Consider the following 18,098-nt stretch of genomic DNA (forward strand, 5'->3'; position numbering starts at 1 on the left):
CACATCCGACTTCTTTGCATTAGGCTTTACGAAAAACCGGTCACATTTCAGGGGCACACGTCACGCGCTACCCCCGATGAGCGGGCAGGTTATCACCGATCGATCAAAGCCAAGGTGAACGAGCACAGATTCGGTCGGAACCCGAAGGTCCGCCTACACTCCCTTCACTAGAAGCGGTCAGACCGAAATCAGCCCAGTTTCTGTCGTAAGACGCGTGTTCGAGCACAGGTTGTAAAAATTCTTAGCTAGCAAACGATTGGAGCGTGTTTATTGCATCTACCGGCACCAAGGGCTTCGGAAGAAACGTAGCTCGTGCCGGTAGCTCTTCGAGTACCGGCTTCCTGCCGCCCGAGGTTACAATGATCTCGATTGGCGGCCAGCGTTTGCGCACTGCTGCTGCCAATTTGAGACCATCCATAGAACCGGGCATATCGATGTCTGTAAATACGACGCGAATATCACAACGGCTTTCGAGTATTTCGATGGCCTGATCCGCATCGCGCGCTTCGATCGCTTGAAAGCCGGCGTCTTCGACAAGATCGATCATTCCGAGGCGCTGCAACGGATCATCTTCGACGACAAGAATGAGAACGGAACGAGATGGGTCAAACGATGTCATTGTAGATCAGGAACGCGTGAGATCAGCAATCGGCGCTTCGAAAGTTGCGGCTAATCCGTCAGAGCCGTAATCGAGCTTGCTACCCCCAGCGCCGGCGAGGCCCATTTGAATGAGGCGCGATCCAAAACCCTTTGAAGTTGGCCTTTTGGCGGGAGGGCCACCCCGTTCGGTCCAGCGCAAGACGAAGCGCCGCTCGTCACCACTCCCATCGATATCCCAGTCGATATCGATTGTCCCTTGGTTAGACAGCGCGCCATATTTGAGCGCATTGGTCGTCAACTCGTGCAGCAGAAGAGATGTCGATAGTGCAGCTCGCGGACCGAAGGACACGGCAGGTCCATCGGCATCGTACCGGTCGAAAACACCGACCGCTCCCAATACGCGATCGATCAATTCTCTCAAATCGGCCGGGCCCGAAGCCTTCTCCAGCAAAACGTTCTGTGCAGCGCCCAGCGCAGTTAGACGACGGGCAAAAATCGTGAGTGTCCCTGGTTCGAGATGATCTTTGAGGGTAAGGCTGGCAATGGATTGAACCATCGCCAAGGTGTTCTTCAACCTGTGCACGATTTCCTTATTGAGGACGTCTTGCTGTTTTTCCGCACGAATACGCTGCACAGCCGAACGAAGGCGAGCGGAGGCGTCCTGCAAAAACTGAAGATCCTCTTCGCTCCAGTTTCGCGGTCGAACCGAACTTACATACAGAAGTGCGACGAACCGGCCGCGCTCAAAAATCGGAATGTTGACGAACGCGCGCGCACTGCGTTCTTCGAGCGCGGCAGCATGGTCGCGCGTGCGTGGGTCCAAACGGCAGTCACCCACGATAACGGTTTGTCCGCGCTTGAAATCTTCGATGTATGATCCATAATCGCGGAAGTGGCGTAAGCCCGCCAACGATTTTGCGCCACCCGCGGTCCAGTCGCGTTCAACAGTTATCGTTTCGGCGACATCGTCGACGTTGCCGTAACCGACCAGTTCGACATTCATCGTTTCTCCGATAATTGCGCTGGCCGTCATGATGAGATCGACGACGTTCTGTTGGTTCTGCAGGACGTCGGTCAAAGCGACTACGGCTGCCTGACGGTTCAATCGTTGCACTCTTTCGGTGGCTTCACTGAAAATTACCGTGAAGCGATCGCCGCCTGCCGGCTGGGCGACGCAGTCGTACCACCGGCCCAATGGCCCGACCCGTTCCGTAAAGCGCGCGGTCTCGCCTGTGGCCACCACTTCGGCGAGGATCGAAATCCATTCTTCTTCGATACCGGGAATGACCTCGCGAACCGACCGTCCGACCGCCGACCCTTTCGGCACACCTACGAGTTCGTGCCAAGCATCGTTGACCTCTGCGTATCGCCAATTGATTGGGGTTCCGCTGTCGTCGCGAATGATTTCGCCCAGCAGAAACCCTTCCTGTAACGTCGCGAACAAGCCGCGCCATTTTTCCTCGCTCGCCCGAAGCGCCTCGTCGGCAAGGACACGGTCGGTGGTCTCGTTCGTAAAAATGAACAGCCCAGCGACCTCACCCTCGGGATCGAGAATGCGCGAGTAGGAGAATGAAAACCAAGTATCGGCCCGGCCACGGTCTGTGGCCAGCTTCCACGGTAAGTCTTCATAGTGCTGCGAACGGCCCGCGAACGCGTCTGCGACGATGGGTTCCGCCTGGGCCCAGGCGTCAGCCCAGACTTTACGAAAGGGTGCGCCCATGGCCCAATCGAGCCGCGGACCAAGTAGCGGGAAATAGGCTTCGTTGAAGAAAAACGTCAGCTCTTCCTTTCCCCAACATAGAATCATCGATTCAGGGGAGTTCAGGACCAGGCTGAGTGTGGACTTGAGCGCTTCGGACCAATGTTCCGGTGGTCCGAGGGGGTGGTTGCTCCAATCTCGCGCGACGATCAGATCAGTAGCTTTTCCGCCGCCCGCAAGGAACGAATATGCCTTCGTGCCGGGCTGAGAAGGGTGCGAAGGATTGGCAGTCATCAGATGCGAGGTCTTATTCCACAAGCGCAAGGATTTCCGTGCGTAGCAAACCGTCTTTCCCGTTGGTAGCGTTCTTTACCTAGCCTTATCGCGCGCAGTTTGAGGGCCGAAATTACGATGACTGGTGTTGGAATTTAAAATCCCGCCACAAAGAGAAGCAACGTCCGGCGAGAGACCTGACTTCGCGAAATGAGCTCCGAACTTTGACAATCTCCTTCCAGCCTAGTCTTAGCCGCCCGGCAAGGCGCGGCCCTGCATAAACGGGACCGTGGCGGGCGACAGTGTTGGACATAAGCTGTGTGCCCGCAATACAGGTTATAGCGCATGCTCATGAACCCGTCCGAGCTGACACTGAGTCATACGCGCGAGGTGCAATACGCGGATCCGTGATGATGTAAGCGGTCATGTCAGGTTCGCCCGTTAGAGGCAGTTCTAAACGGCCGGTGCTCCAAGCGGTTCGGACGACATCGCCGCGGACCCTTCGAAAGACGCTTGATCGGCGCTCTGATGATGCCAAATTATCTGCGCAGCGTAGATGGTCTCGGTGAATTTACAGCGGCCAATTTTTCTATCGGGCACCTGTCCATGGCTACTCCGGCATGCGTTTGGACATTCTCAAAGGATTCATGCTGAATCGTTACGGTAAGGCGCGGTTTGCGGTCGTATCGTCAGAAAATCTACTACGAGACGAAGGCACCTGTTTGGCGGTACTCTACGAACAGGTCGTGCAGCGCCACGGTTCTCGTAGCTTTCAACTTCAAGCTAATGAGGATAGACTAAACGTAGCGTCGACTTGTGCAAGTCAGATCGATCCGGAAGGAATTGACCGGGTCTGGTCTGGCTCGCTAAGCAATTGAGATGACGCCTAACCCGGCCGGAGTCTACCGGCAGCGCGGCACCTGTGAGACCCTGGGCCGCGCAAGCAGATCTAGGCGATAGCCGGGGCGCACGATCCGCCCTGTCCGGCGCCAACCACCAGCGCAGAAAAGCTCGGCAGCGCGCGGGCCGCTGACGGGTAGGTCATTGGCTCCCGTCCAGTTCACCAAAAGAACCCATCCCTCCGGTTCAAGCGCATCGAGGCAGCGGCGGGATGTCTCAGTTATTTCCTCCTCCGCGAGGAAATAGAGGACTTCGGACAGCAGGATGAGGTCGTAACGGCCCGCTGGCCACTGCGCTGGGATTTCGGCGCGGGTGAGCTTCACGTGGTTTCGATCGGCGAGCCGCTGCCGCGCCGCGGTCAGCGCGACTTCGGATACGTCGACCGCCAAGAGGCTGTCACAAACTTCGGCAAGCCGTTCGGTCAGAACACCCGTCGCACAGCCGATTTCAAGAACGTGCGCGAAACGCCGCCCCGCGATCGCAGCCATGGTCGCATCACGTTTGTCTCGCTCATAGGTGCTCGTTTCAAATTCCCACGGGTCGGGATTCTCGCGAAAGAGCTGGTCGAACTTCGCGCGTCGCTGGGAGGGGTCATCGTTCACGGATGAAAATCTCGGGATCGTCCGAGAAGTGCGCCACTAATTCCGGGGTAAGGCGGAAGCCTTCCGGGTCGTCGTCGATTACCTCGCCCAGTTGTGAACGGTGACAGCGGATCGCGGCCATTTTACGCGCGCGATATTTCGGCGCAACGAAGCGGCGAAGCGCATGGGGAACGGACCGATCGCCGAAGCGCCCCCAGATCGGGAAGCTCCAATGCGGCACCTTCAGGGTCGCGGCGATACGCAAAGCAGCAGCGGCCGCCGTCTGATGGTCGCAATGCGGATCGCCGCGCCAAGTCGACCAGACGGCACCGATAACGTGATCCTGTGCGAATTTTAAAACCGACTGCTGGGCCGCCAGGTCGATCATATCGACCGAGCTTCGCCCGTCCGGCAGCCCTAGCCGAAGGACGGGCACGTCCACCCCGGGCGCCAGAATGTGAAGCGCGTCATTCAGTTCGCGCTCGCGGATTGCGGTGATTGCTGCAGCATTGAACCGTTTCGAACCGGGATGCGATCCGCCGCCACCGGTGATCTGCACGAGGGAGAGCTTCTTTCCGCTTGCAGCGAGCGCTGCAATCGCGGTTCCGCAACCTAATGTTTCGTCGTCGGGATGGGGACTAAGCAGAAGAACCCCAGCGCCAGGCGCGAGCTCTGTTAGTTCCACCGCAGGCGCGGCGGATACGGCTTCCAGCATGGTGCCGCCAGTTGTGATGCTTGCTACAGGCATTCGAATCTGAGGCGGCTATCGATTAACGTTTGTGCAGCGCGGGCGCGTTTGGCATCGGGTGCGGCCTGACAAAGGAATAATGAGAGGTCGCGCCGGATCCGTTCAACCGTGCTACCCTCTTCATGCGCGGCCATGCCGAGCGACTGTTCGACAAGTTGCATCACGGTCCGGCAACTGTCCTCCGTCACCTCGCGGGCAGCCAGGGAAAGGGCAGCCTTGCGTGGCGGTGCGTCTGCAGCTTCGACTTCCCTAGCAGCGCGCATCAGCCACAGCCGTGCGGTTTCGATCGCGATGGCACAGCGGACGATGCGGTCCTGCTGATGCGGGCTGCCGGCGCGGCCCCGCTCGGTCAGCGCTTGGCGCATGGCATCGTAAAGCGCTTCCGCAGCACCCAAATGGGCCGCGCAGTAGCGCCAAATGCCGCCCTCGAAATTCGGTTCTCGCAAATAATCGCCCGGCACACCGATGAAGCATTGGGGGGCGGTGTGCACGCCGGAGAAATCGTAAGTGCCAGAACGCGTTGCGCGCATCCCGGCCATGTTCCAAGCGCTTGCGTCCGCGCGCTCAGGCCGGTCGCTTGCTACCAAAAGCAGTTGTGGGCCGTCTTCTCTAGCAACGCTTACGATTGCGACGTCGACTAGTTCGAGGCCGGATGCAAAGCGTTTGGCGCCGGTCAGATGATCGTCCTGCTGCTTCAGCGGACTGGCCGGGTCATCGGCGCCCCATACGCCGAACAAGGTGCCCGCGCGCACCGCCACGCCCAGCGCATCTAATTGCCTCGCTGAGCCGTAAAGCGCCAACAGCTTTACGGCATTCATATGTCCTTCGAACAGACGTGCCACCGACAAGTTAGCGCCGCCGAGTACCCGAAGCGCATCGAAAGCGCTTTCCGTGGCATCCGGCTCTGTACCCCAGCCTGCGCCCCCCTGATCGACAGGGAGGCAAGCCTTCAACCAGCCGCCGTCACGCAACAGATCGATCTCCAGACCGAGATCGCCGTCGCGCCGATCCGCCCGCCCGGCATGCTTCGCGATCGGCGCACAGACCTGTTGCGCGATCGCGGGTATCATGCTGCTCTCTCCGGCGCGAGGAGACGCTCGGCCAACTGCAATTGGTGGCGGACTTCGCTTGCCCTCATCGGTGCTCGGGAAGATGCGGCGAGTTCGACTCCCTCGGTCACCTCGTCAGCCATGCTGCGCAACACCGAGAGGGGCACCAGCGAACCATCACAGGCCGGATCCGCCTCACACGCGCGTTGGCGCAACGCCTCGCCGCAACCACCGGCTGCGCGTCCATGTAACCGCGCGGATGTGCGCGTACCCAAGTCGCCACAATTGAAGACCCGGTATTCGGCTTTCTGCGCATTGGCAGCTAAGGCTGAGTCCTCTCCGACGCGCGGTGTGGGAAGTCCGCCGAGGCTATGATAAACGGGCGTGCGGATGGCCATGCTCGCGCCCGATGCGCGAACCGCGAACGGTCCACGGCCCGTCCAGCGCTGCCATAGCTCTTCGCACAACTCGAAGTAGCGTCGCTCAAGCGCCCCGACGGCGCGAACGCTATCAGGAAGGCGGCCGAGTTCGGTTTCGTCGAGCCGCACGTCTTCACAGAGAAGATCGTAGCCCGCTTTCAATCCATTCTGGAAAGCTTCGATCCAGTTCGGACCGACGTGGCTGTCCGCATCAGTGGTCAGAATCGCCCCATGCGGCGTAAACTGCGCGGCAATGTCCATGGCGAACCGCCGAGCATGCGGGGCATCGCGGATCGCATTGTTGAAGCCGATTTCGGCCAAGGCAAATGCGGCGTTACGCGTTTCCGCCCAGCGACCGAACAGATCGGCACTACCGTCGTCACTGTCGTTGACGACCAGTACGACAACGCCCCTTTGCGATCGGCAGGCATCCATCGTCCGGCCAAGCGCGGCTAGGGCGCGCGGAAGCAGTGCGATTTCATTCCGGGCCGGAATCGCCACCGCATAGTCGTAAAACCCTTCGGCGTGATGCCGAAAGCTCACCGAACGCACGCCGTCCGCAAATGGAGCGGAGGCGAGCAGGCAGGACAGCCGAGGCGGGGCGTTGGCAGGATCGAGTGCGGAGCCAATGGTTTGGCATCCGCCGTCCGAGTGCCGCCGGGCAGGCGATGACCCCTCAATCACCGGCCCGGCGGGACGAATTCCCATCGAACTATTTCGCGGAGAGGTTCGCGCTGCGCTCGGCAAGATCCGACATATTCTCGTCGGCGTCGTAGATCGACTCGGTAATCTTATCGAGCGTTTCTACATGGTCGTCCTTGCCGAGGGCCTTAGCGAAAGCCTTGGATGTGCCGAAGCCGCAGATGCCGTAATGGCACATGCGCTGATATTGCGCGATAATAATGACATCGCGCACGTCCGGGTCGTCGATTTCGGCATCGATGGCATGTTTTTGCGCCTCTTTGACAAGGCCCTCCATGCCTTTGCAATGCTCCTTCTCATTGACGCCGCAATCCTTCAACAGTTGGCGGATTTGGGAACTATGTTCTTCGATGCCCGCGGCGGCGTTACGAAGGCGTTCGCCGAGTTTCTCGTCACCAGATTTGCTAGCGAGATTGCGCACCACGCGCTCCATTTGATCGTTGGCAGACCAAAGGTCGGCTAGTTCTTCCGTGTAGCAATCCTGCAGGTTTTTCGGGGCTGCCATTTTCATGCTCCTGTTTCGATGAATTGGCCGATTTGATCTGCACGGCCATCTCTATGCTCAAAGAGCATTCGCCTGCCCGCGTTCCGAGACAAAGCGAAACATTCGGTCTGACATATGTCAATCAGCGAACCGATAATTGAAGACAGCGTAACTAGGAGGTCAATCGCGAGCTATCATAAATCAACCGAATAATGAGTGCTGTGTGGGAAACACTATTTCGTGCCTTCCGTAGTCCACAGAATAGCAGTGGACGGAGGAATTTATGGCTGACGATTTTGAGCTTTCACCTGGCGGAGCAAATCATCAGAAACCGAGTGGGGACGAAGACCGAATGACGACGGCGCAAGGTGCGCCGGTGGCGGACGATCAGAACTGGCTCACCGCCGGTCCGCGCGGCCCGCAGCTCCTCGAAGATCATATCGCGCGCGAGAAGATCTTCCATTTCGATCATGAGCGCATTCCCGAACGTGTGGTCCATGCGCGGGGATATGGCGTTCACGGCCATTTCGAACTGACCGAGGCGATCCCCGAATTCTCCAGCGCCGCGATTTTCAACGAAGTCGGCGTGAAAACGCCCACCTTCACGCGCTTTTCCACCGTGGCGGGGAATAAGGGTTCGCCCGATCTGGCGCGCGACGTGCGCGGCTTCGCCACAAAATTCTACACCAAGCAGGGCAATTGGGATCTTGTCGGCAACAACATTCCGGTGTTCTTCATTCAGGACGCCATCAAGTTTCCCGATCTGATCCATGCCGCCAAACCGGCGCCCGACCGCGGCTTTCCGCAGGCGCAGACAGCCCACGACAATTTCTGGGACTTCATCGGCCTGTCGCCCGAAGCCATGCACATGGCGATGTGGATCATGTCCGATCGCACGATCCCGCGCAGCTTCCGCTTCATGGAAGGCTTCGGCGTGCACAGCTTCCGCCTGGTGAATGCGGAGGGTAAATCGCACTTCGTCAAATTCCACTGGAAGCCGAAGCTTGGCATGCAGTCGGTGATCTGGAACGAAGCGCTGAAGCTCAACGGCATGGACCCCGATTTCCATCGGCGGGACATGTGGGACGCGATCGACGCGGGCGATTATCCGCAATGGGATCTGGGCCTGCAAATTTTCGACGAGGAATTTGCCGAACAGTTCGAATTCGACGTTCTGGACGCTACCAAGATCATTCCCGAAGAGCAGGTGCCGGTAAAGATCGTCGGCACGCTGACGCTGGATGCCAATGTCCGCAACTTCTTCGCCGAGACGGAGCAAGTGGCCTTCTGCACGCAGAACATCGTGCCGGGCATCGACTTTTCCGACGACCCGCTGCTGCAGGGGCGCAATTTCAGCTATCTGGATACGCAGCTGAAGCGCCTCGGCGGCCCGAACTTCACGCATATTCCGATCAACGCCCCCAAATGCCCGGTCCGCCACTTCCAGCAGGACGGCCATATGGCCATGACCAACCCGCAAGGGCGCGCCAATTACGAACCCAATAGCTGGGGCGAAGGCACCGGCGAGGACCGGGGGCCGAGAGCATGCCCGGCCGAGGGCTTCGAAAGCTATCCGGCCGAAGTTGCGGGCCGGAAGCGGCGCGTGCGCAGCGAAACCTTTGCCGATCACTACAGCCAGGCGCGCCAGTTCTACGTCTCGCAAACCCCGGTCGAGCAGACGCATATGGCAAATGCCTTCACCTTCGAACTGTCGAAAGTGGAACGTCCCGATATCCGCGCCCGCATGGTGGGACATTTGCGGCATATCGATGCCGGGCTAGCGCAGCGGGTGGCGGACGGCCTTGGTATGGCGGAACTGCCGGACAAGGTTCCGCTCGCCCGCGAGCCGATCACCGATCTGCCCGAGAGCCCGGCGCTGTCGATCCTGAAGAACGGCCCAGGCAGCTTTAAGGGCCGCAAGCTCGGCATTTACATCGCAAAGGGCGCGGAAAAAGCGCAGGTAGAAGCACTAAAACGCGCCGCCGGGAATGCCGGGGCGATGGTGGAGATCATCGCGCCACATGTCGGCGGGGCCGAGCTTTCCGATGGAAGTCGGATGGAAGCCGATGAGAAGATCGATGGCGGCCCATCCGTCGCCTATGATGCGGTGGCGGTGCTGATGAGCGAGGAATCGGCACGGCGCTACAATAGCGACAAACCGTCGATCGACTTCGTCAACGATGCTTTCGCTCATGCCAAGTTCGTCGCCTACGTGCCCGCGGTCCAGCCTCTGTTTCAGGCTGCCGGAGTTTGGGATTGGATGGACGACGGCTTCTTCGATCTCGGTGAGGACGGCGCGGCGGATGCATTCATCGAAGCGTGCGGAAAGCTGCGCTTCTGGGATCGCGAAAGCGTGAAGCAGGACTGAGACGGGAGCCACGCAATGACCATTAATACCCAAAGCAGCGATAGGAAGAGCGGCCGGACCGGGGCCACCGCAGCAATTGCCAGCGCGGCCCTCGCCGTCGGCGGAATCGCAATCGGCGCCGCCATCGCACGTCGCCGCGCGGCCAGCACGGACGACGCACCGGAGCGAAGTCGCAAGAACTTGCCCGGCGGCAACGCGCTGGTGGGCCGCACCGTTACGATCGGGCGCTCCCGCGAAAAACTGCACGGCTTCTGGGAGAAGATCGAAAACCTCCCTGAAGTGATGGAGAATGTTGAGCGGATCGAGCGCAACGCCGAGACCGATATCTGGCATATCCGGGCACCCGGTGGGACCACCGTGCAAGTCGAAACCAGGATCACCGAGAATGTGCCCGGCGAGCGCATCGCATGGGAATCGGTGGAAGGTTCTTCCATCGATACCCGCGGCGAAGTGACCTTCCGGGACGCACCCGGCGACCGGGGCACGAGGGTGACGCTCGTCATGTCTTACGATCCCCCCGCCGGCGCCCTGGGCCGGACGGTCGCCAAACTCTTCCGCCGTGAGCCGGAAGTTCAGGCGCGCCACGATTTGAAGCGCTTCAAGATGCTCATGGAAACCGGCGAGATCGCCACGTCCGCGCATCGCCGCGATCGGACGCGCGCCGCCCAGCAGGAGACCGAATGATGAAAGCCCTAACCTGGCACGGAACCCATGACGTACGCGTCGACACCGTCGACGATCCCGAAATCATCAATCCCCGCGATGCGATCATAAAAGTCACCTCCACCGCGATTTGCGGCAGCGACCTTCATCTCTACGACGGCGTCATTCCCGCCGTTCGGCCCGGCGACATTCTGGGCCATGAATTCATGGGTGAAGTGATGGAAACCGGCAAGGACAGCACGCTCACCAAGGGCCAGCGCGTCGTGGTGCCGTTTACGATCAGCTGCGGCGGCTGCTTCCACTGCAAGATGCAACAATATAGCTGCTGCGACAATTCCAACCCCGCCGAAAAGCAGGACATGTCCGCCACGCTGTACGGCCATCCCATGTCCGCTCTGTTCGGTTATTCGCACCTTACCGGCGGTTATTCCGGTGGACAGGCCGAATATGTTCGCGTGCCCTTCTCCGACGTCGGGCCGATCGTGGTCCCGGACCATCTGGACGACGATCGGGTCCTGTTCCTGTCAGACATTCTGCCGACTGGTTGGATGGGCGCCGAGAATGCCGACATACAGCCGGACGATACGGTCGCGGTCTGGGGCTGTGGCCCGGTAGGTCTGTTTGCTATCCAGTCCGCTCTGGTTATGGGCGCGAGCAAGGTGATCGCGATCGATCACTATCCCAACCGGCTCGCTCTCGCCCGGCAGCTGGGCGCCGAGGTTATCGATTTCCGCGGCACCGATGTGCGTGAAGCGCTGATGGAAATGAGCGGCGGCATCGGCGTCGATGCGGTGATCGATGCCGTTGGCATGGAAGCGCACGGCTTCGCGCCCGATAACGTCATCGACATCGCCAAGCAGAAGATCGGCATGGGTGCGGACCGCGCGGCGGCGCTCAAGCAGGCGATCCTCGCCGTTCGGCCGGGCGGGCGGGTGTCCATTCCCGGCGTCTATGGCGGGATGACCGACAAGTTCCCTCTCGGTGCGATGATGGAAAAGGCACTGCAAGTGCGCGGGGGCCAGACCCATGTGCAGCGTTACACCAAGGATCTGCTGGAAAAGATCGAGGACGGCACGCTTGATACCACCTTCCTCATTTCGCACCGCCTGCCGCTCGAAGACGCGGCCCGCGGCTACAAATGCTTCCGCGAAGAGCAGGATAGCTGGACCAAGGTGGTCCTGAAGCCAGGTATGGAATTGGGGCAGACCAAGTGAGTAAGAACCCCGTCGATAAGCTGTTGGGCTTTTGCTTGATTACCGGTGCATCCAGCGGGATCGGTTTAGAACTCGCGAAAATAGCCGCGCGCGACAATTGCGACCTGTTGCTCGTAGCAGATCGGGATCTCGCCCATGTCGCTTCCGCACTGCGCGATGCATCTCTCGGAACGGGAAGTATCGATATTCTTGAGTGCGACCTCGCGACAGAAAGCGGGATCGACGCGGTTCTGGAGAAGTGCGCCGATCGGCAAGTGGACGTGCTGATGGCCAATGCGGGTCAAGGCGAAGGTGGGGAGTTTCTCGACCAGGATTGGATGGCTATCAAGCGCACGATCGATACCAATATCACCGGCACCGTCTCCCTGATCCACAAAATCGGCGGGACAATGCGCGCCGCCGATGCGGGCCGCATTCTGGTAACGGGTTCTATCGTGGACGACATCCCCGGACCGTTCAATCTGGTCTACAATTCAACCAAAGCCTTCGTCGACGATTTTTGCGCCGGTTTAAGTAATGAATTGAAGGATAGCGACGTCGTCGTCTCCTGCTTACTTCCCGGACTTACCGACACACGGTTCTTCGAACGCGCTGATATGGACGACACCTTTGTTGGTCAGTCTGATGCAAAGGCCGATCCAGCGAAAGTGGCTAAAGATGGCTACGACGTTCTGCTGAAAGGTGAAACGCAGAAAGTAAGCGGATTGCTGAACAAGGTGCAGCATGCCTTCGCCAGCGTCCTGCCTGACGATATTTTGGCCCAAATGCACCGGCTGGCGGCCAAACCCTGAATGCGACAGCTTGCCTTAACTGTTTCACCGGATGAGGCTGCTGCAACCGTCAAGGCCGCTCAAGCCCATGGATTGACCCTGTTCGCGCAATTCGATGCTCGCGCGCGAAACGAGGCGCGGCAGGTGCTGATCCTGGAAGCGCCAAACGGGCGGATCGAAGACTTTCTCGCCGAAGTCGAGGACAGGACGGATTTGAGCGCGATGTTCGCCCCACAGGGCATAATTTCGCTGCGCCCGCCAGCATCGGAGCCCGAGAGCCAGATGCTGGACATACAGCCGCGCAGTCCGCTCGAGGTCTTTCTCAGTGCGTTACAAAGCATCGGATCGTGGCCGGGTTTTCTCGGCTACGCGATCGTGGGCGGCGTGATCGTCTGGATCGGTCTATTTACCGAAAGTATATTCCTGCTTGTGGCCGCGATGCTAATTGCACCCTTTGCCGGGCCGGCGATGGCGCTCGCGATCGCGACTGCTCGCGGAGATGCGAACTTGCTTGCCCGCTCGCTCTCGCGCTACGTCGCAGCGCTCGCCGCTAGCATTGCGACCGCCTACCTGCTCAGTCTGGCGTTCGACCAGCAGATTGCGACCGAGCTCATGATCGAAACCAGCATGCGGTCGACAGTCTCGCTGTTGCTTCCCCTCGCGGCAGGCGTGGCAGGCGCACTCAATCTTGTTCAGTCGGAACGCAGCAGCCTGGTCAGCGGCGCTGCCACGGGCATGCTGGTCGCGGCCGCCTTGGCACCACCTGCCGGCCTTATCGGCATGGGATTAGCGATCGACCAGATGGACATCGTCCTTTCCAGCCTGTGGGCGCTTGGGATCCAGATCGTCGGAATAAATCTCGCGGGCTGCGTGGTCTTTCGCATCTACGGCATGCGAACCAAAGGCGCGCGCTATCCGCGGGGCAAGGGGTGGATTTCGATCGTGTCGCTTGGCAGCAGCATCGCGGCGATGGCAGCGCTTGTGACCCTACAGTTTTCGAATGTCCCCCAATTCCAGCAATCCTCCATCTCGCAGCGGGTTTCCGCCTTGGTGGTGGAAGAGCTCGACCGGTCGCCGACGATCCGGCTCGTAACTGTCAATTCGCACTTCACCCGCTCGCGCCAGCGGGGAGACAATCCGGTATGGGTCACGGTTCAAGTGCAGGCCGCGCTCGACGACCGAGAAGCGTCCGCGGTCGCGGACCGGATCGAGAAAAGAGTGGAAAGTGAATTTCCCATTACCGCATTGGTAGATCTGACAGCGAAAAACTAGGCTCGAGAATTTTGGGCGACAAGAAACCGCAAATTATCAATAGGATAAAGCCTCGTATTGGGGAGCGAGAAAAGATTGGATCGGTATTCTATCGTCACTTGGTGGAAGAAGACCCCCGTAGGGCAATGGAGAACTTTGTGTTCGCACCGTTCAACCTTTCCGACTACTATACAGGAGAACTTGTCGATCTGTGGTCGGTCGCCGATCAGATGACGAATTTTGTTCGCAATTTTGCGGACGCTGCGCAGGACCAAATCTTGTCCGACCGTATGAGTGCTACGGCAGATGGGATCGAGAGCTACCCCAAGACGCTAAATCACTCGTCGACGAATGCGGAGAAATCGAAAACGAACACTGCGCGGGTATGGAGCGCCTCATTAATTTCTCTGGGAAACAATCGCTTTGGCCTTGGAGCTGCGGAAGCTGGACGGTCAACGAGGTGCTATAGTTTTGGACGTTCGAGATGTCGCCGACTCGCCCCGAAAGCCACCGCTTGTTCAGAATTAAGCGGACGTCAGCTATGCGACCTAATTCCGGTCATCGGCGACCTCGTCGGCAATTCCAAAAGCGGACGTTAATAAGGTGCCAACTGAAAGAATGACTCTTCGGACGATCCGAAAAGGCGGCTCACAATTTACGATTGTCTATAAGCTTTCTTACCGGGAGAGCAGCGTTGGCGTCGGCTTCGTCGTTCAACCAGTAGCGCTTCATCGCGCGGCCCCGCCCGAAGCGCAGATCGCGCAGTGTGATGGTCAGGTGCGTGGGCGTGGGCTCGGCATGGTCGATCACTCCATGGATACTGACAGAAATGTCAGCAATGCCGCTCCGCCTGTCGATTCGCCGTGTAAGACGGGGGCTTCATCCCGCCCATTCCTTCACGCAGCAACCTGTATGGGAAGGAGCCGATCGCAACGCGCGCCCCGGCAACAAATGTTAAGGATTGCATGGCGACATTGCCAAACGCCCTTCGCTCGTGGATAATTAAGGCATTGTGATCGTCACAGCTAATCGAACAGGATATGATATGAAGAAAATGATTTTGGCCGCTGCGCTTCCCGCCCTGTTCACTCTCGCAGCTTGCGACAGCCCGGGTGAAGAAGTCGCCGAAGAGCAGGCCGACGTGACCGAGGCTCAGGGCGAAGTCATGGACGCGCAGGCCGGTGTTGCCGAAGCCCAGAGCGATCTGGCCGAAGAGGAGGCCGACCTTGCCACCGATCAGGTTGGCGCCGCGCAAATGGAGCAGAAGGCCGACATGAAGGAACAGCAGGCTGAGACGCTCGAGGATACCGCAGACGGTATCTGATGCGTTAAAGATCGAATCGGAGGGTGCTCCTAACGGGCATCCTCCATCAAAAGGCCCGCTCACTCCCTGCGGGCCTTTTTTTATGGAACGTGGTCGATGAGCTTCGTCGGGATCGCGAACTGCGAACTTGCGGTCGATCCGAACGATCGTCGTGGCTCGGTTTTATTGCCATCGCATTCCTCCATCTTGAGATGGCCGGCGATGAAATTCATACCCCGATGGTCGAGGGTAATGGGGACGTATAATGGCCGAGATCATTCTAGCAGGAGAGCGGCGGCTTACGAACACGTTCGTCGAACGGCTGAGCCGTTGCGCTAGCTTGTCGGAGCGGGACGTGGCGGCGCTCGAGCGGATTTGCGCCAACACCCGGCGCTATCCCGCACAGCAGGATCTGATCCGCGAAGGCGATCCGCCGGGTCCGCTCTACGTCTTTCTCGAAGGGTGGGGTTGCCGCTACAAGATGCTGCCCGAGGGCGGGCGGCAGGTTCTGGCCGTGATGATGCCGGGCGACTTTTGCGACATGCACACCGGCCTGCTGAACGAGATGGATCACAGCATTGCCGCGGTGACCTTCTCGCAGGTGGCGATCATCGACCGGGTGGAGATGCAGGCGCTGATCGAAAGCCACCCCGCCATCGCCAAGGCATGCTGGCTCCAGCAACTGATCGATCTGGGCGTCGCGCGCTCCTGGATCGCGAGCCTGGGCCGCCGCGACGCCACCGAGCGCCTGGCGCATCTGATGTGCGAGCTTTTCTTCCGCGCCTGCGGCAATAGCGAGGATGGCCAGTGGCAATGCCGAATGCCGCTGAGCCAGATCCTCCTGGCCGACGCGCTCGGCCTGACGCCGGCGCATGTCAGCCGGGTCCTGCGCAAGCTCCGATCGGCCGGCGTAATGGAGCTGATCGACGATGAACTGGTGATCGCGGACGTCGACAAGCTCATGGAAATAGCCGGGTTCGATCATCATTATCTGCAAAGCAAACTCAGACAGCTTCGACCCGAATTGCATAATTCCGTCGGCTAGGCGTCCAAGCGACGGGGCGGAGCGTATCGATGATGTGGCCGGGATCCGCGCAAGATTAGGCCAGCACCAGCTTATAAATAAATTTAATTGGCCGTGGAACCGACAAGTCGATCCAGATCAATGGGTCGTGCTCCCAAAGACATTAACCTCCGATTACGATCACAAATTGGAGAATGTTTTATGGCCGAAATACCAATCGAGAAAAAATCGGGTTTTCCGCGGTGGGGATGGCTTCTGGCACTGCTGCTCCTGGCGTTGATCGCCTGGTTCATAATCGGCATGTTCGACGGTGACGACGACGTCATTGCCGATCAGACCGTTGCCACCGAGCAGATGGCCGATCCCGTAACCGATACCAGCGCCGGCCCGATCACCACGATGGCGGCACTGCTCGGAACCGGGGGCCTCGTCGCGATGAACGGTCGCGAAGTCGCGCTGCAGGATGTCCCGGTCGAATCGCTGAGCGGCGACATGGCTTTCTTCATCGGCGACAGTGCCGATAGCCGCGCGCTGGTCGTGTTCGATCAGGTTCCGACCCCCGGAACGCCCAAGGAAGGCGCGCTCGACGTCAATCCGGGTTCGCGGGTCAACATCACCGGTACAGTGCGCGAAGCGGGCGATCTGCCCGAAGCTGCGACCGCCGAATTCCCCGCAGGAATAGACTCGTACATTTATGCGACGAATGTCGACGTGCTGAACTGATCGCCGAAAAATCCAACTTAGAGTTAATTTAAAGGACAATATCATGACCACCGATACATTCCGGCATGAAGATCAATTCGCCCATTTGGACTCGCTATCCGACTGGAAACTTGAGATTAGCAAGCAGGACATTCGCGGACGGCCGCTCGTCACACCGACCAACGTGAAGATCGGCATGATCGACGACTTGCTCGTCGAAAAGGGTGCCGAGCGGGTGAGCGCGATCAAGCTTGAAGACGATCGCATCTGCGCCGTCGAACGGCTCGAGATCGAAGCCGACCGCGTGATCTATCACCCTAAGGGCGCCGGCGTAGCCGCCGGAACCGTCGCGGGCCATCATGGCGATGCACGCCACAAGGAAAAGCGTATCCCCGTGGTCGAGGAGAAGGTCGCAATCGGCAAGCGTATGGTCGATGGCGGCGCGATCCGCGTCACCTCGAACGTCGTAAGCGAGAAGGTCGCCAAGGATCTCAATCTTCGCGACGAGACCGTCAAGGTCGAGAGGCGCGAGGTCAACCGCGCGGTCACCCCCGGCCAGGCCGACGCGATGATGGAGGACGGCACCGTCGAAATGCGCGAGCATGACGAGGAAGCCGTCGTGCAAAAGCAGGCCTTCGTCACCGACGAGGTCGTGGTTTCCAAGGATGCGGAAATTCGCAAGGAGCACGTCGAGGAGACTGCCCGCCGGACCGACATCGATGTCGAGAAGGACCGTGAGAGGAATAAGCGCCGCTGACCCTTAGCAGTTGCGTAGCCTGGGAGCCGTCAACTGCCGTTGGCGGCTCCCATTTTATTGAATTTCAGCGATCAGGATCCCGTGATGACCGCTCATGTAAATGAAGAAACGGACGCAGAGGCGTCTGCCGATATGATCCGCATTCCCGTCGTCGAAGAACGTGTCAGCATCGGCAAGCGCGCCGTGGAAACCGGCCGTGTGCAGGTTCACAGCCGCGTCGTCGAGGACCGCAGCGTGCTGAGCGAAACGGTGACGAGCGAGAGCGTCTCGGTCGAACGCGTGCCGATCGGCCGAGACATCGACGAAGTGCCGCCTGTTCGCGAGGAGGACGGCGTGGTCATCGTGCCGGTGGTCGAGGAACGACTGATCGTCACGCGCCAGCTCGTGCTGCGCGAAGAGATTAGGCTGATTAAGCGAGCGCACGAGGAAACGGTCGAAATACCCGTCTCCCTGAAACGCAAGGAGATAGAGATCGAGCGCGACTAGCGTCCCGGCCACACATCGATGAGAACCTCGCGGTTGGCGCGGAGCTAGTTAAACGATGGCTGCATTTGGAAAGCTCAACTCGATGGCTGAACGGCCGAAATTGGG

Annotated in this window: 19 protein-coding genes; 11 read left to right on the forward strand and 8 right to left on the reverse strand. The window is 59.4% G+C overall.

The features are described from left to right. Positions 1-241 precede the first annotated feature (241 nt). The 7 genes from H7X45_RS04180 to H7X45_RS04210 form a co-directional block, all read right to left on the reverse strand. Positions 242-619: a response regulator gene (locus tag H7X45_RS04180; protein WP_187336291.1), complete on the reverse strand. Its 378-nt coding sequence runs from the start codon at positions 617-619 to the stop codon at positions 242-244. Positions 620-625: 6 nt separating this feature from the next. Further along, on the reverse strand, positions 626-2,593 hold the full coding sequence (locus H7X45_RS04185; protein ID WP_187336292.1) for a PAS domain-containing sensor histidine kinase: 1,968 nt from the start codon (positions 2,591-2,593) through the stop codon (positions 626-628). An 881-nt stretch (positions 2,594-3,474) separates the two neighbouring features. After that, positions 3,475-4,074 (reverse strand): class I SAM-dependent DNA methyltransferase, encoded by a 600-nt coding sequence (locus H7X45_RS04190; protein WP_187336293.1) that lies wholly within the window; start codon positions 4,072-4,074, stop codon positions 3,475-3,477. Next, positions 4,064-4,801, reverse strand: coding sequence for a PIG-L deacetylase family protein (locus H7X45_RS04195; protein ID WP_187336294.1), 738 nt, complete (start codon positions 4,799-4,801; stop codon positions 4,064-4,066). Before H7X45_RS04195 ends, H7X45_RS04190 begins: the two co-directional genes overlap by 11 nt. Beyond that, on the reverse strand, positions 4,792-5,871 hold the full coding sequence (locus H7X45_RS04200; RefSeq protein ID WP_246449659.1) for an acyl-CoA dehydrogenase family protein: 1,080 nt from the start codon (positions 5,869-5,871) through the stop codon (positions 4,792-4,794). Before H7X45_RS04200 ends, H7X45_RS04195 begins: the two co-directional genes overlap by 10 nt. Then, on the reverse strand, positions 5,868-6,977 hold the full coding sequence (locus tag H7X45_RS04205) for a glycosyltransferase family 2 protein (protein ID WP_187336295.1): 1,110 nt from the start codon (positions 6,975-6,977) through the stop codon (positions 5,868-5,870). Before H7X45_RS04205 ends, H7X45_RS04200 begins: the two co-directional genes overlap by 4 nt. 4 nt (positions 6,978-6,981) lie before the next feature. Continuing rightward, positions 6,982-7,476 carry a YciE/YciF ferroxidase family protein gene (locus H7X45_RS04210; RefSeq protein WP_187336296.1) on the reverse strand — a complete coding sequence of 165 codons (495 nt, stop codon included), beginning with the start codon at positions 7,474-7,476 and terminating at the stop codon, positions 6,982-6,984. Between the two features lie 262 nt (positions 7,477-7,738). Between H7X45_RS04210 and H7X45_RS04215 the strand changes: the two genes are divergently transcribed. Genes H7X45_RS04215 through H7X45_RS04240 form a run of 6 tightly spaced genes read left to right on the forward strand, consistent with a single transcriptional unit; the run spans position 7,739 to position 14,320 of the window. Next, positions 7,739-9,823: a catalase gene (locus tag H7X45_RS04215; protein ID WP_187336297.1), complete on the forward strand. Its 2,085-nt coding sequence runs from the start codon at positions 7,739-7,741 to the stop codon at positions 9,821-9,823. Between the two features lie 15 nt (positions 9,824-9,838). Next, a complete protein-coding gene (locus H7X45_RS04220; RefSeq protein WP_187336298.1) occupies positions 9,839-10,507 on the forward strand; it encodes an SRPBCC family protein in 669 nt (222 codons plus the stop codon). After that, positions 10,507-11,700 carry a zinc-dependent alcohol dehydrogenase gene (locus H7X45_RS04225; RefSeq protein WP_187336970.1) on the forward strand — a complete coding sequence of 398 codons (1,194 nt, stop codon included), beginning with the start codon at positions 10,507-10,509 and terminating at the stop codon, positions 11,698-11,700. The genes H7X45_RS04220 and H7X45_RS04225 overlap by 1 nt, the downstream gene beginning before the upstream one ends. Beyond that, positions 11,697-12,491, forward strand: a complete 795-nt coding sequence (locus H7X45_RS04230; protein WP_187336299.1) for an SDR family NAD(P)-dependent oxidoreductase — start codon at positions 11,697-11,699, stop codon at positions 12,489-12,491. Before H7X45_RS04225 ends, H7X45_RS04230 begins: the two co-directional genes overlap by 4 nt. Then, complete coding sequence (locus H7X45_RS04235; RefSeq protein WP_187336300.1) at positions 12,492-13,742, forward strand: DUF389 domain-containing protein; 1,251 nt, start codon at positions 12,492-12,494, stop codon at positions 13,740-13,742. A gap of 11 nt (positions 13,743-13,753) precedes the next feature. Next, positions 13,754-14,320 carry a hypothetical protein gene (locus tag H7X45_RS04240; protein ID WP_187336301.1) on the forward strand — a complete coding sequence of 189 codons (567 nt, stop codon included), beginning with the start codon at positions 13,754-13,756 and terminating at the stop codon, positions 14,318-14,320. Positions 14,321-14,369: 49 nt separating this feature from the next. Here the strand turns inward: H7X45_RS04240 and H7X45_RS15200 are convergent, their stop codons facing one another. Next, positions 14,370-14,531 carry a hypothetical protein gene (locus H7X45_RS15200; protein ID WP_246449663.1) on the reverse strand — a complete coding sequence of 54 codons (162 nt, stop codon included), beginning with the start codon at positions 14,529-14,531 and terminating at the stop codon, positions 14,370-14,372. Positions 14,532-14,766: 235 nt separating this feature from the next. Between H7X45_RS15200 and H7X45_RS04250 the strand changes: the two genes are divergently transcribed. From H7X45_RS04250 to H7X45_RS04270, 5 genes are all read left to right on the forward strand, one after another. Continuing rightward, positions 14,767-15,045 (forward strand): hypothetical protein, encoded by a 279-nt coding sequence (locus H7X45_RS04250; protein WP_187336302.1) that lies wholly within the window; start codon positions 14,767-14,769, stop codon positions 15,043-15,045. Positions 15,046-15,289: 244 nt separating this feature from the next. Next, complete coding sequence (locus H7X45_RS04255) at positions 15,290-16,069, forward strand: Crp/Fnr family transcriptional regulator (RefSeq protein WP_187336303.1); 780 nt, start codon at positions 15,290-15,292, stop codon at positions 16,067-16,069. A gap of 180 nt (positions 16,070-16,249) precedes the next feature. Further along, positions 16,250-16,771 (forward strand): hypothetical protein, encoded by a 522-nt coding sequence (locus tag H7X45_RS04260; protein ID WP_187336304.1) that lies wholly within the window; start codon positions 16,250-16,252, stop codon positions 16,769-16,771. Positions 16,772-16,814: 43 nt separating this feature from the next. Then, positions 16,815-17,507: a YsnF/AvaK domain-containing protein gene (locus H7X45_RS04265; RefSeq protein ID WP_187336305.1), complete on the forward strand. Its 693-nt coding sequence runs from the start codon at positions 16,815-16,817 to the stop codon at positions 17,505-17,507. Positions 17,508-17,591: 84 nt separating this feature from the next. Beyond that, positions 17,592-17,993: a YsnF/AvaK domain-containing protein gene (locus tag H7X45_RS04270; RefSeq protein ID WP_187336306.1), complete on the forward strand. Its 402-nt coding sequence runs from the start codon at positions 17,592-17,594 to the stop codon at positions 17,991-17,993. Positions 17,994-18,098 lie beyond the last annotated feature (105 nt).

It is taken from the genome of Novosphingopyxis iocasae, assembly GCF_014334095.1.
Classification (GTDB): domain Bacteria; phylum Pseudomonadota; class Alphaproteobacteria; order Sphingomonadales; family Sphingomonadaceae; genus Novosphingopyxis; species Novosphingopyxis iocasae.